Below are 12073 nucleotides of genomic sequence, written 5' to 3' on the forward strand. Positions count from 1 at the left end.
CGGTCATGGCAGCCGAGAAGCGGGCGGCGGACCGGGCGGGCGGCGACCGGCTCGCGGAGTACCGCCGCCGCCGCGATCCGGGGCGCACGCCCGAGCCCGTCCCGGCGGACGCGCCGCTCCCCCACGACGCGGACGACACGTTCGTGGTCCAGGAGCACCACGCGCGCAGCCTGCACTGGGATTTGCGGCTGGAGCGCGGCGGGGTGCTGGTGTCGTGGGCGGTGCCCAAGGGCGTCCCGGACGATCCGCGCGAGAACCGGCTGGCCGTCCACACCGAGGACCACCCGCTGGAGTACGCGTCCTTCGAGGGCGAGATCCCGGCGGGCGAGTACGGCGCGGGCCGGGCGATCCTGTGGGACCGGGGGACGTACGAGACGGAGAAGTGGACCGACCGCGAGGTCAAGGTCGTCTTCCACGGCACCCGCGTGACGGGCCGCTACGTGCTGTTCCGCACGCGCGGCGACGACTGGATGATCCACCGGACGGACCCGCCCGCCGACCCGGACGCGGAGCCGCCGCCGGAGGGCCTGCGCCCGATGCGCGCGCAGCGCCGGGCGCGGCTGCCGCGCGACGAGGACGCGTGGGGTTTCGAGTTCGCGTGGGGCGGGCGGCGGCTGCTGGCCCGCGTCACCGGGGGCCGGGCGCGGTTCACCGGCGCGGACGGCCGCCCGGCGAAGGCCCCGGCGGGGCTCGGCACGGCGCTGGGCGGGGCGCTCGGGGCGCGGCCCGCGCTGCTGGACGGCGAGGTCGCGCGGGTCGCGGGCGACGAGGTGTACCTGGTCTTCGACGTGCCGCACCTGGACGGCCGTCCGCTGCTGGACGTCCCGTACCGGGAGCGCCGGGCGCGGCTGGACGCGCTCGGCCTCGACGGCCCCGGCTTCCGGACCGCCCCCTGGTTCCCGGGCGACGAGAACTCGGGCGGGGCGGTCCGGGACGCGGCGGAGCGCGAGGGCCTGGCGGGCATCGTCGCGAAGCGGCTGGCCTCGCCGTACCGGCCGGGCGCGGAGTCGGCGGACTGGCGGTGGCTGCCGGTCAGTACGCGACGGTGATGCGTCCGACGGCCCGGCCGGTCTCCAGCTCGTCGACGAGCGCGAGGGCGTAGTCCTCGGCGGAGATGAAGCTGCGGTCCTCGGCGTCGCGGAGCAGGGCGTCGCCGCCGCGCCGGTAGTGGCCGGTCCGCTCGCCGGGCGCGATGACCTGGGCGGGCGAGATGTAGGTCCAGGCGAGGTCGTCGGCGTCGGCGCGCAGGAGGTCGAGCAGGTCGGCCTGGGCCAGGGACTCGGCCTTGTACTCGTCGGGGAAGTCGGGCTCGTCCACGTGGCGGAGGCCGGGCGCGACCTCCAGGCTGCCCGCCCCGCCGACGACGACGAGCCGGGACACGCCCGCCGCGCGCACGCCCGCGAGCACCGCGCGGCCCGCGGCGAGCAGCGCGGGGGCGGGCGGGGTGCCGTCGCGGGGCGGCGAGATCGCCAGGACGACGGCGTCGCGGCCCGCGGCGAGCGCCGCGACGCGGTCGGCGTCGGCGGCGTCCAGGCGCGCGGTGCCGGCCGCGCCGCTCCGGGTCGTTCCGGTGACTTCGTGGCCGCGCGCGCGGGCCTCGGCGGCGACGCGGGAGCCGATCATCCCGGTCGCGCCGATCAGCAGGATCTTCATGGTCCCGACGTTATCCGCCGGTCCCGCCGGGATGATCGGCGGCCGGTTCCGGCGCGCCGCCCGTTATTGATCATTTGGACGGGTTAGAGTCCGGCGAGGCGTCCGGGCGAAAGCGGTGAACGACACAGATGATGGGCAAGACGCACGCGCTCAGCGGCGCACTGGCGTGGCTGGCCGCCGCGCCGCTGCTGACGAACGAGGACCTGCTCGGCAAGTACGCCGTGGACCTGTCGGCCAAGCAGCTCCTCGCGGGCGCGGTGGTGTGCGCCGGGGCCGGGCTCCTGCCCGACATCGACCACCACAACGGGCGGATCGCCAACACCTACGGGCCGATCACCAAGGTGTTCTGCAAGTGGGTCGGCAAGATCAGCGGCGGGCACCGGCACGCGACGCACTCGATCCTGTTCGCGGCGCTGATGGGCGTCGCGATGCACCTGCTCGCCGTGCATTTCGTGTACGGGTGGTGGGCGGCGCTGTTCGTCATCGTCGGGTTCGGGCTGCGCGGGATCGGGCTGGACTTCGAGGGCAAGGAGCCGCAGTCGGCCATCGCCGACTGCGTCCTCGCGGGCGTCGCGGTGTACCTGATGCACGGCCTCGACATGAGCTTCGCCGGGTACGCGGTCACGCTCGGGTGCCTCGCGCACGTCGCCGGGGACTGCCTGACGCCCAAGGGCTGCCCGGTGCTGTGGCCGATCCCGTGGCGGATCGACGTCCCGCTCGTCCCGAAGACGGACGGGAAGGTCGAGCGCTGGGTCGTCGCGCCGGTCCTCCTGCTCGGCGTGGCGATCCTGGCGATGCGGTCGGTGCTCGGGGACCTCGGCGCGCGCTGGCTGACGCGCGGCTGACGGCTAGAACCGCACGACCACGGCGATGCGGTCGTGGTCGACCAGGAAGCCGTCCGAGACGAACGTGACCTCGCCGCCGTACTCCAGCGTGTCCTCGATGAGGTTGTCCACGAGGTCGTCCACGACGTCCGCGCCGCGCAGGACGCCGGGCGGCCCGTCGACCGGCACGACGTCGCCGTCCGTGCGGACGGCCGGGGCGTAGTAGCCGCGCTCCACGACCAGGTGCTCGGCGCGGCCCGCCTCGACCAGCGGGACGACCTCGCGGAGCCCGGCCGCGTACCGGTGGAGCCCGCGCGCCGCCTCCAGTTCGGCGAGGACGGCGACCTCGCGCAGGTCGTCGTAGGCGTGCAGGACGGGCCGGGCCAGCTCCGCCAGCCGCGCGGGCGGCGTGTGCTCGTGCGCGCCGTCGATCCGTCCGGCGATGGTCAGGTGCGGTCCGGCGGCCTCGTCGAAGAACGCCTGGTGGCGGGTGACCCCGGCGACGACGACCGGCCGCGGGTCGTGCGCGACGACGGTTTCGAGGCGGTGCGCGACCTCCCGGGCGAGCCGCCGGTGGCGCTCCTCGGCGGTGCCGCCGCGCTGCGGGCGGTCGCGGCGCGCGGGCGCGTCCGCCGACGCGGGCCGGGCCGCGGGCGGGACGCCGACCGGGAAGCCGTCCGCGTCGTGCTCGGCGAGTTCGCCGTCGCGGCCGTCCCACAGCCGCGCGCACTGGTCCGACAGCGTGACGACCCAGTACTTGGGGCGCCGGGCGTCGGCGGCGATCAGGTCGCGGGTCGCGAACGTGGTGTCCACGATGACGCGCTCGTCCACCGGCTGGTCGATCATGAAGGCGTGGTGCTCGCCGTCCGGGGTGGCGAACAGGACCAGGCCGTCCTCGGGGTGCCGCAGGTCGACCTGTCCGGCGGCCGACTCCAGGCCGCGGACGACCCGGTCGGCGGCGTCCGGGGCGACCCGGGCGTCCTGCCGGAGCCTGCGGCGCGCCTCGGCGAGCAGGTTCCGCAGCCGGACGCGGTCCCGGCGGTCGCCCGGCGCGCCCCGCTCGGTCGGCATGAGCACCGACACGGCGGGGAAGGTCCGGGGCTTGCGCAGGTCGGACAGCGTGACGGCGTCCGGCGGACGGCGCCGCGGCTCGTTCATGATCCCCCCGATCGGTTCGCCTCCGTTGCTGTCTTCTTTGTAACGAGCGCGAGGTAAATGGCGCGTAAGGGGCGATTGAGGTTCGCGCGCGGGGTTCAGGAGGCCGGGGCGCGGAGCCCGTCGAGGACGACGGTGACGAGCGGGTCGCCCGCCCGCGCGCCGGGGCGGCAGACGGCGGTGGACAGCACGGCCAGCACGTCGGCGGGCGCGAGGTCCGTCCGCATGCCGCCCTCCCTCTGCGCGTCCGCGGCGAGGCGGCACAGGAGTTCGGCGAAGCGCCGCTGGAGGCCGTCGCTCTCGGCGGGCCCGGGGACGCGGTCGCTGAGCGACTTGACCAGCGCGAGCGGGCGGCCGGCGCAGTGGTCCACGAGCGCGGTGAAGGCGTCCCAGCGCGGGCCGGGGCGGTCGAGGGCGGCCTCGGCGGCGGCGCACAGGTCGGTGAGCGCGGCGGCGGCGATCTCCTCGACGAGCGCGCAGCGATCCGGGAAGTGGCGGTAGAGCGTGCCGACGCCGAGTCCGGCGGCGCGCGCGATGTCGTCCATCGGCACGTCGGGGCCGCGCGCGGCGAACAGGTCGAGCGCGGCGGCGGTGATGCGGTCGCGGTTGCGGCGCGCGTCGGCGCGCACGGAGCCTCCCGGGGATTCGGGCAAACGGAATCGGCGCTTCATGTTAGCCTCCGGAAGCGGAACATCCGGTTCACCTTATGGAGCGACCCATGCGCATCGGCGTTTTCCTCCTCGCGGGCGGCGCACCGCTCGACACCATCGCCGACCAGGCCCGGCACGCCGCCGGACTCGGCTACGCCTCGGCCTTCTTCGGCCAGCTCACCGGTTGGGACGCCATCGCCGTCGCCGCCGAGGCCGCGCGGCGCGCGCCCGGCCTGGAGGTCGGGACGGCCGTCGTCCACACCTACGCCCAGCACCCGGTGGGGCTCGCGGGCCGCGCGCTGACGGCGTCGGCGCTGACGGGCGGGCGGTTCACGCTCGGCGTCGGGCCGAGCCACCCGGGATTCGTGCAGGACCTGTACGGCGCGTCGTACGAGCGGCCCGCCCGGCACGTCCGCGAGTACCTGACCGTGTTGCGTCCGCTGCTGGCCGGAGAGGAGGTCGAATACCAGGGTGCGACGCTGTCCACGAAGGCGCAGGTCAGCGCGCCGGGAGCGGCCGTGCCGCCGATCATCCTGAGCGCGCTCGGGCCCGTCATGTTGAAGATCGCGGGCGAGCTGGCGGACGGCGTCGTCACCACCTGGACCGGCGCCGCCGCGCTCGCCGACCACATCGTGCCGAGCGCGGCGCGCGCCGCCGAGGCCGCCGGACGGCCCGCGCCGCGCGTCCTGGCCGGGATCTCGGTCGCCCTGACCGACGACCCGGACGGCGTGCGCGCCGAACTCGGCGCGCAGCTCGGCTTCGCCGGGAACCTGCCCGCCTACCGGGCGATCCTCGACCGGCAGGGCCTCGACGGCGTCCACGAGACCCTGCTCGCGGGCGACGAGAAGACCCTCGAACGCGACCTCGCCCGGTTCGCCGACGCGGGCGTCACCGACCTGCTCGTCAGCGCGCACGGCGACGACGAGCTGCGCGAGCGCACGCTGGCGTTCGTCGCGGACCGCTTCGCTCAGCCGGGGGTGACGAACCCGGTCTCGTAGGCCAGGATCACCGCCTGCGTGCGGTCCCGCGCGCCGAGCTTGGCCAGCAGGTTCCCGACGTGCGTCTTGACCGTCTGCGGGCTGACGAACAGGTCGGCGGCGATCTCGGCGTTGGACCGGCCGCGCGCCACGAGCCGCAGGACGTCGGCCTCCCGCTCGGTGAGCCGGGCGTGCCAGTCCGCGCCGGGCCCGGCGTCGGGGCCGTGCGCAGCGGCCAGCGCGCGGATCGCGGCGGGGAACAGCAGGGTGTCGCCGCCCGCGACCATCCGCACGGCGTGCAGGATCTCCTCGGGGCGGGCGCGTTTGAGCAGGAAGCCGGACGCGCCCGCCTTGAGCGCGTCGTAGACGTACTCGTCGTTCTCGAACGTCGTCACGACGATGACCTTGGGCGGGTCCGGGGCGGCGAGGACGCGGCGGGTGGCGGTGAGGCCGTCCAGCCGGGGCATCCGGACGTCCATCAGCACCACGTCGGGCCGCAGCCGCGCCGCCGCCTCGACGACCTCGACGCCGTCGCCCGCCTCGCCCGCGACCGCCAGGTCGGGCTCCGCGCCGATGATCGCGGCGAGCCCCGCGCGGATGAGGCGCTCGTCGTCGGCGAGCAGGACCGTGACCGTCATGCCCGCGACCCTAGCGGGAGGCCGACGCGGACCTCGAACCGTCCGTCCGCCGGTCCGGCGTCGAGGGTGCCGCGCAGGACGGTGACGCGCTCGCGGATGCCCGCGAGGCCCCGGCCACCCGTGCGGCGGGCGGGCGGGACGGCGTGTTCGGCGAGCGGATTGCCGACCGCGAGTTCCAGCCGGTCGCCGCGCACGGCGAGCCGGAACCGCACCGGGACCGGTCCGGCGTGGCGCAGGGCGTTGGTGAGGCACTCCTGCGCGATGCGGTACGCCTCCCGGGACACGGCGGCCGGGACGCGGTCCGCCGCCGGGTCGACCTCGGCGTCCAGCGCGACGCCCGCGACGCGCGTCCGCTCCAGCAGCCGGGGCAGGTCCGCGAGCGTCGGCTGCGGCGCGGGCGGCGCGGCGGCGGGCCGCGCGTCCTCGCGCAGCAGGCCGAGGACGTGGTCGAGGTCCTCCAGCGCGGCCCGCGCCGATTCCTCGATGGCGCCCAGCGCCTCCCGCGCGAAGGCCGGGTCCGTCGCGAGGACGCGGCCCGCCGCGGCCGCCTGCAACGTGACGACGCTCAGCGCGTGCCCCACCGAGTCGTGCAGCTCGCGCGCCAGCCGGTTGCGCTCCGCGAGCTTGGCCGCCGCCTCGGCCAGCTCCGCGAGCCGGTCGGCCGCCGACGGCCCGAGGAACCGGGGCGCCAGCCGCGCCAGCAGCCGCCCCGCCACGATGATCACCGCCAGGCACAGCGCGAGCAGCGCCAGCCCGATCGGGACCAGCAGCCACCGCGACCCGCCCTGCGCGAGGCCGCCCAGGTAGCGGGCGACCTCCCACCGGACGAACGGCGTCACCAGCAGCACCGCCGCGAACGGCGGCAGCGCCAGGCTGACGCCGCTGACGGCGAACCCGAGGAACAGGTGCAGCGTGAACCAGCAGCCGGTGCGGACCCGGTCGGCCGCCGAGCGGGCGGGCGCGGCGGGCAGCGCCGCGAGCGGGCCGCCGAGCAGTTCGCGCGCCGCCGCGCCCTCCAGCAGCCGCACCGCCGGGACGAGCCCCGTCACGAACGTCCCCGCCGCCGGGACCGCCGCGAGGATCAGGACCGTCTGCGCGAGCGGGCTGATCGGCAGCGGCCCGAGCGTTGTCATCGCGACGAGCAGGTACGGGATCAGCAGCGCGCCGCCCCCGACCAGGTACGACCAGCGCCGCCACGTCTCGCGCGCGATCACCGCGCGCAGCACCCCTCGCATCAGGCGATTCTCCCGGACGGGCGGCGCGCGGCCCTCCCCCGCGCGGGTGAATCAGTCCTCGGCGGCCTCGTCGCGGCGGGCGAGGCGCGCCAGCCGGGCGTTGTAGGCGGCCAGCTCGTCGTCGGCGGGGTCGCCGTCGCCGCGCGCGGCCGCGCGGTCGGCCCGGCGGTCCTGGCGGCGGGCCTGGCGCTGGTCGTCGAAGAACCACTGGAACGCCAGGATGATCAGCACGATGAACGTCGGCACCTCGCCGAACGCCCACGCGATGGCCCCGCCGGTGTGCTGGTCCTTGAGGATGGACGTGCCCCAGTCGGGGTGGACGCCGGTGTACCAGCCGCGCGCCAGCGCCTGGCTGATGTTCATCAGCGCGATGCCGAAGAACGCGTGGAACGGCATCGTCACGAACAGCAGCAGCAGGCGGCCCGGGTACGGCAGCTTGTACGGCGCGGGGTCGACGCCGATGAGCACCCAGAAGAACAGGCAGCCCGACGCCAGGAAGTGGACCATCATCGCGATGTGGCCGAGGTGGTCGCGCATCAGCGTCTCGAACAGCGGCGTGAAGTACAGCGCGAACGTGCTCGCCACGAAGATGATCGTCGCGACCGCCGGGTGCGCGATGAACCGGACGTACCGGCTGTGCAGCGCGATCGTCAGCCATTCGCGGGGGCCGCGGTCGCCGCGGACGGCGGCGGGTTTGAGCGCGCGCAGCGCCAGCGTGATCGGCGCGCCCGCGACCAGGAAGATCGGCGTCAGCATGTTGAGCACCATGTGCTGCGCCATGTGGACGCTGAACAGGATCGGCGCGTACCGCGCGACGCCGGTCTGCGTGACGGCGACGATCGTCAGCAGGCCGACGAACCAGGCGGCGGCGCGCGGCATCGGCCAGTGGTCGCCGCGCCGCCGCAGCCGGACGATCCCCGCGAGGTACAGGCCGCCGAGGACGACGACGAGCACCCCGAAGAACAGGTCGAAGCGCCCGAGCGTCAGCAGCCGCAGCGCGGTGACGTGCGGGGGCATGGCGTAGCCGAGCTGGGTGGCGACCGCGCTCTCGTCGGTGGTCGGCGCGGGCGGCGCGGAGCGGCTGAGCGCGACGGCCAGGCCCATCGTCGCGGCCATGATCGCGGCCTCGACGGTCGCGAGCCGGGCGAACGCGCGCGGCTTGCCGGCCTCGATCGCCGGGATCGTCCGCTCGCGGTGCCACCAGCCGAACACGCCGAGGACCGCGAACGCGATGATCTTGGCGGTGGCGAGCCGCCCGTAGCTCGTCGTGACCAGCTCGGCGGGGTCGGGCAGCCGGGCGACGACGTTCACCAGGCCGCTCGCGCCGACGACGACATAGCACCACAGCGCCATCCGGCTGAACCGGGACGCCATCACGCCGAGCCCGGCGCGGCCCGTCAGCGCGTGGACGCCCGTCATCGCCAGCCCGCCGACCCACGGCGCGATGGCCACGACGTGCAGCGCGACGCCGGTGACGGCGACCTCGTGGTTGGCGGCGGACGCCGAGTGCCCGGTGAGCGGCGGCGGCAGCAGCGCGACGGCGGCGAGCGCCAGCAGCCCGAACGCGGCGCCGGGCGTGGTCGTCGTCCAGGCCAGCAGCGCGACGACGACGGCGAGCAGGACGACGAACATCAGCGCGTTGCCCTGCGGCAGCGAGCCGATGTAGCTGCTCAGCTCGTTGCCGGTGAGGACGTCCAGGACGGGCTGCCCGAGCACGTCCGCGACCGTGAACACCAGCGTGGTCCCGGCCGCGACGGCCCAGGCGGCGGACAGCCACGACGCCGCCCGCAGGTAGGAGATCGCGTCCGCCGACAGCGGGCTCGGGGCGTCGCCCGCCTCCTTGGCGGCGGCCGCGCGGGCGCGGCGGCCCGGCCGCGCCGCGTTCATCGGCAGCAGGACGACGGCGGCGAGCAGCGCGCCGACCGTCAGCGCCGACGACAGGTCCATGACGGTCCGCGCGAACGGCAGCCCCCACCGGGTGACCGCGCCCGCGTCGCCGAGGCCGGGGATGACCTGCTCGGCGGCCGCGCCGCCCGCCAGCAGCGCCAGGACGAGCCCGGCGACGGCCGCGACCGAGGCGACGGCGGCGGCCCGCACGACGCCCGGGACGCCCGGCGCGGGGACCGGCGCGCCCTTCGCCGCGGCCGGGACGCTCTTAGTCATCGCCCGCTCCCCCGCCGCTCGCCGGGTGGCGGCGCTTGGCGCGGAAGACGATGCCGACCCCGATGGCGATGCCGATCACGCCGCCGCCGACGATCCAGACCCAGACCGGGACGCCCGACCCGGAGTCCTTCTCGGCGGCCTTCTTCGTGTCGATCGCCTTGCCCGCCTCGGTGGTCGGCGGCGCGTCCTGCGGCTGCTCGGTGGACTCGGCGGGCGCGAGGCCGGGCGGCGCGGTCGCCCCGCCGTCGGCGACGAGGAAGCCCAGCTCGCCGACCGGCAGCGCCGCGCCGTCCGCGCCGACCGCGTGGTAGGTGATCGTGTACGCGCCCGCGTCGAGGCCGCCCTTGAGCTTCTGGACGACCTTCGCGCCGGACGCGGCGGCCGTCCCGTCCTGGACCGCCCCGCCGTCCGCGTCGGTGACGGTGACCTGCGCCGACTTGACCGCGCCGCTGAACGTCAGCGTCACCTGCGCCGGCGCCGCGACCGACGCGCCCTCGGCCGGGTCGCTGGCGACCAGGCGCGTGTCCGCCGACGCCGGGGACGCGAACAGGACCCCGAGCCCGAGGACGGCGGTGGCGGCGGACAGGCCGAGCGGCGCGAGACGGCGCGGGCGGGGCGTGCGGAAGCTCATGGTGGGCCGGTTTCTCCAGGTGGGAACGGAAGCCGTCTCCAGCGTATTGCCCGGTGGCGACGGTGCCCCGGCAACCCCCCGGTGCGGCCCGGAACGCCGGGCCGGCGGGGGTCGCGCGGGGTGCTCGCCCCAGCCTAACGGCCGATCATTCCGCTCAGACCGCAATCATCCGGACGCCGTTCAGATGCCCGCGCACGTGAGCGCCCGCCGGTACGCGTCGAGCCGGGAGTCCTCCTCCGCGCCCGTCTCCGCCAGCAGCTCGGCCAGGTCGAACCACGTCTGCGCGGCCTCCCGCGAGGACTCCAGCTCCTCCAGGTGCGTCGCGGCCCGGGTCAGCACCTCCACGGCCCGGTTGCGGCGGCCCAGCCGCGCGCACGCCTCGCCGAGGACGGTCAGCGCCCACGCCGTCGCGCGGCGCGGCGCGTCGCCCAGCAGCTCCAGCGCCTCCTCCGCGAGCGCGACGGCCTCGCCGGGGCGGCCGAGCGCGGTCTCGGCGCGGGCCAGCTCGGTCAGGCACGCCGCGACCAGCGCCTCCCCGGCCGAGCCCACCCGCGTCTCCTCCCGCACGCGCGCGAGCAGGTCGCGGGCCTGCGCGGCCTGGTCGGGGCGCGCCCGCAGCAGCAGGCCCGCGTAGGAGATCCGCACGTGCGCGACGACGCGCGGGTCCTGCTCGTCGTCGGCGCTGCGCAGCGCCAGCTCCGCGAGCCGGACGCCCTCCTCGTACTCCCCGCGGATCTCCGCGACGTGCGCGGCCTCGCGGTAGGCGGCCAGCCGCGCGCAGGCCCCGCCCACGCGCTCGGCACGTTCCACGAGCTGGGCGGCGAGCTGGCGGGCCCGCACCAGGTCGCCGCGCTCGACGAACGCGGCGAGCAGCGCGGCGCCGAGCCGGACGGCGGCGTCGGTGGCGTCGGCCCCGGCCGCGATGAGGCGGCGCAGCGCGTCCTCCGCGACCCGGACGCCCTCGCCGACGTCGCCGCGCTCGCGCAGGCAGCGGCTCAGCGCGACGTGCAGGTTCGACCACTGCTCCAGGTCGGCCTCCAGCGGCAGCTCCCCGGCCAGCGCGCGCAGCTCGTCGACGGCGGCGGCCAGCTCCCCGGCGGCCTCCAGCGCCAGCGCGTGGCCCCACCGGGCCTGCCGCAGCATCTCGGGCAGCGCGACGGCGTCGCTGCTGGCCAGGACGTCGGCGAACCGGGCGCGGGCCTCGCCGGGGGCGCCGTTGCGCAGCGCGATCTCGGCGTAGTCGAGGGTGACGCGCAGCTCGTCCACGACGTCCTCGCTGACGCCGCTCACCAGGTACGTCGCCGAGCAGTTCAGCTTGCCCGCCAGCAGGTCGATGACGCTCGGCGCGGGAATCCGCTTGTCGCTCTCGATCAGCGAGATGTAGCTGTCGGACAGCTCGGGGAAAGCGAGCTGGGCCTGGCTGATCCCCTGCCGGATGCGCAGCGCGCGGATGCGCTGCCCCAGGGTCTCCCGATCCATCGTGACCACCGCCTAGAGGTGCTCGCCGCGCGCGTCGCGCGCGCGGCGAGGAAGAAGTCGACTCGGTCGTCCAGTGTGCCGAGGTCCGGGCCCGTGGGCCGCCCGATCCGCCTGATCCGCCCGATCCGGTACCGAAGCGTGCCCGACGGCCGCGCCGTCCACCGCCACCGCTCGCATTCGCACCACCGCAGGCTATAGCGGACGACCCCCGCCGCGCCCGCCCCGATCTCCTGCTGTACTGGCGCCATGACCGTTTCGACGCACGTGCTCGACAGCCGGAGCGGGCGGCCCGCGGCGGGCCTGCCCGTCCGGCTGGATCGTTACGAGAACGACACCTGGGAGGCCGTGGCCGAGGGCGCGACCGGCGCGGACGGGCGGTGGAGCGCGTCCCCGGGCGACGCCGGGGGCGCGACGCCGCCGGGCACCTACCGCCTCCGGTTCGGCTCGGGCGCGTACTTCGCCGAGCGCGGCGAGCCGACGTTCTACCCGGAGATCGCGGTGCTCTTCGCCGCGCCCGACGACGGCGAGCACCACCACGTCCCGCTCTCGCTCGGCGCGTTCGGCTACTCGACGTACCGGGGCGGTTGACGTCCCCGCAGGTCACGGACGGGTTTCGGGATGATCACGGGAGCCGGGCCGGGCCGGGCGCCGGTTCGGTCCGCGCCCGG

12 protein-coding genes are annotated in these 12073 nt (G+C 76.3%); 4 read left to right on the top strand and 8 right to left on the bottom strand.

The annotated features are described in order from the left end of the window. Nucleotides 1–5 precede the first annotated feature (5 nt). Nucleotides 6–1049, top strand: a complete 1044-nt coding sequence (locus G339_RS0109985; RefSeq protein ID WP_019630936.1) for a DNA polymerase ligase N-terminal domain-containing protein — start codon at nt 6–8, stop codon at nt 1047–1049. Here G339_RS0109985 and G339_RS0109990 read toward each other — a convergent pair. Beyond that, a complete protein-coding gene (locus tag G339_RS0109990; protein ID WP_019630937.1) occupies nt 1033–1653 on the bottom strand; it encodes an NAD(P)-dependent oxidoreductase in 621 nt (206 codons plus the stop codon). The genes G339_RS0109985 and G339_RS0109990 overlap by 17 nt on opposite strands. A gap of 131 nt (nt 1654–1784) precedes the next feature. Here G339_RS0109990 and G339_RS0109995 point away from each other — a divergent pair, with 131 nt between their 5' ends. Next, nucleotides 1785–2498: a metal-dependent hydrolase gene (locus tag G339_RS0109995; protein WP_033322771.1), complete on the top strand. Its 714-nt coding sequence runs from the start codon at nt 1785–1787 to the stop codon at nt 2496–2498. Nucleotides 2499–2501: 3 nt separating this feature from the next. On the opposite strand, the gene G339_RS0110000 is transcribed toward G339_RS0109995, so the two are convergent. Next, on the bottom strand, nt 2502–3635 hold the full coding sequence (locus tag G339_RS0110000; RefSeq protein ID WP_019630939.1) for a baeRF3 domain-containing protein: 1134 nt from the start codon (nt 3633–3635) through the stop codon (nt 2502–2504). Nucleotides 3636–3730: 95 nt separating this feature from the next. After that, a complete protein-coding gene (locus G339_RS0110005) occupies nt 3731–4261 on the bottom strand; it encodes a TetR/AcrR family transcriptional regulator (RefSeq protein ID WP_019630940.1) in 531 nt (176 codons plus the stop codon). An 89-nt stretch (nt 4262–4350) separates the two neighbouring features. Between G339_RS0110005 and G339_RS33175 the strand changes: the two genes are divergently transcribed. Next, nucleotides 4351–5280, top strand: coding sequence for a TIGR03564 family F420-dependent LLM class oxidoreductase (locus G339_RS33175; protein ID WP_019630941.1), 930 nt, complete (start codon nt 4351–4353; stop codon nt 5278–5280). Here the strand turns inward: G339_RS33175 and G339_RS0110015 are convergent. The 5 genes from G339_RS0110015 to G339_RS0110035 all read right to left on the bottom strand — a co-directional run bounded on the left by G339_RS0110015 (nt 5250) and on the right by G339_RS0110035 (nt 11405). Continuing rightward, complete coding sequence (locus tag G339_RS0110015) at nt 5250–5897, bottom strand: response regulator transcription factor (protein WP_019630942.1); 648 nt, start codon at nt 5895–5897, stop codon at nt 5250–5252. The genes G339_RS33175 and G339_RS0110015 overlap by 31 nt on opposite strands. After that, nucleotides 5894–7132, bottom strand: coding sequence for a sensor histidine kinase (locus tag G339_RS0110020; RefSeq protein ID WP_026341308.1), 1239 nt, complete (start codon nt 7130–7132; stop codon nt 5894–5896). The genes G339_RS0110015 and G339_RS0110020 overlap by 4 nt, the downstream gene beginning before the upstream one ends. Before the next feature lie 51 nt (nt 7133–7183). Beyond that, nucleotides 7184–9295 (bottom strand): bifunctional copper resistance protein CopD/cytochrome c oxidase assembly protein, encoded by a 2112-nt coding sequence (locus G339_RS0110025; protein WP_019630944.1) that lies wholly within the window; start codon nt 9293–9295, stop codon nt 7184–7186. Continuing rightward, nucleotides 9288–9926: a copper resistance CopC family protein gene (locus tag G339_RS36570; protein ID WP_019630945.1), complete on the bottom strand. Its 639-nt coding sequence runs from the start codon at nt 9924–9926 to the stop codon at nt 9288–9290. The genes G339_RS0110025 and G339_RS36570 overlap by 8 nt, the downstream gene beginning before the upstream one ends. A gap of 180 nt (nt 9927–10106) precedes the next feature. Further along, entirely contained in the window at nt 10107–11405 is a 1299-nt protein-coding gene (locus G339_RS0110035; protein WP_019630946.1) for a helix-turn-helix domain-containing protein, read from the bottom strand. A gap of 246 nt (nt 11406–11651) precedes the next feature. On the opposite strand from G339_RS0110035, the gene uraH reads away from it, so the two are divergent. Then, the gene (gene uraH, locus G339_RS0110040) at nt 11652–11993 is read left to right on the top strand and encodes a hydroxyisourate hydrolase (protein WP_026341309.1); all 342 of its coding nucleotides are present in this window, start codon (nt 11652–11654) and stop codon (nt 11991–11993) included. The last annotated feature ends 80 nt before the right edge of the window (nt 11994–12073 follow it).

The sequence above is a fragment of the Actinomadura atramentaria DSM 43919 genome (genome assembly GCF_000381885.1).
In the GTDB taxonomy this organism is placed as follows: domain Bacteria; phylum Actinomycetota; class Actinomycetes; order Streptosporangiales; family Streptosporangiaceae; genus Spirillospora; species Spirillospora atramentaria.

Coding starts and splice junctions, on each gene's coding strand:
- G339_RS0109985 (WP_019630936.1), top strand. CDS start 6: ATGGCAGCCGAGAAGCGGGCGGCGGACCGGGCGGGCGGCGACCGGCTC.
- G339_RS36570 (WP_019630945.1), bottom strand. CDS start 9,926: ATGAGCTTCCGCACGCCCCGCCCGCGCCGTCTCGCGCCGCTCGGCCTG.
- G339_RS0110025 (WP_019630944.1), bottom strand. CDS start 9,295: ATGACTAAGAGCGTCCCGGCCGCGGCGAAGGGCGCGCCGGTCCCCGCG.
- G339_RS0109990 (WP_019630937.1), bottom strand. CDS start 1,653: ATGAAGATCCTGCTGATCGGCGCGACCGGGATGATCGGCTCCCGCGTC.
- G339_RS0110035 (WP_019630946.1), bottom strand. CDS start 11,405: ATGGATCGGGAGACCCTGGGGCAGCGCATCCGCGCGCTGCGCATCCGG.
- G339_RS0110000 (WP_019630939.1), bottom strand. CDS start 3,635: ATGAACGAGCCGCGGCGCCGTCCGCCGGACGCCGTCACGCTGTCCGAC.
- G339_RS0110015 (WP_019630942.1), bottom strand. CDS start 5,897: ATGACGGTCACGGTCCTGCTCGCCGACGACGAGCGCCTCATCCGCGCG.
- G339_RS0109995 (WP_033322771.1), top strand. CDS start 1,785: ATGGGCAAGACGCACGCGCTCAGCGGCGCACTGGCGTGGCTGGCCGCC.
- G339_RS0110020 (WP_026341308.1), bottom strand. CDS start 7,132: ATGCGAGGGGTGCTGCGCGCGGTGATCGCGCGCGAGACGTGGCGGCGC.
- G339_RS33175 (WP_019630941.1), top strand. CDS start 4,351: ATGCGCATCGGCGTTTTCCTCCTCGCGGGCGGCGCACCGCTCGACACC.
- uraH (WP_026341309.1), top strand. CDS start 11,652: ATGACCGTTTCGACGCACGTGCTCGACAGCCGGAGCGGGCGGCCCGCG.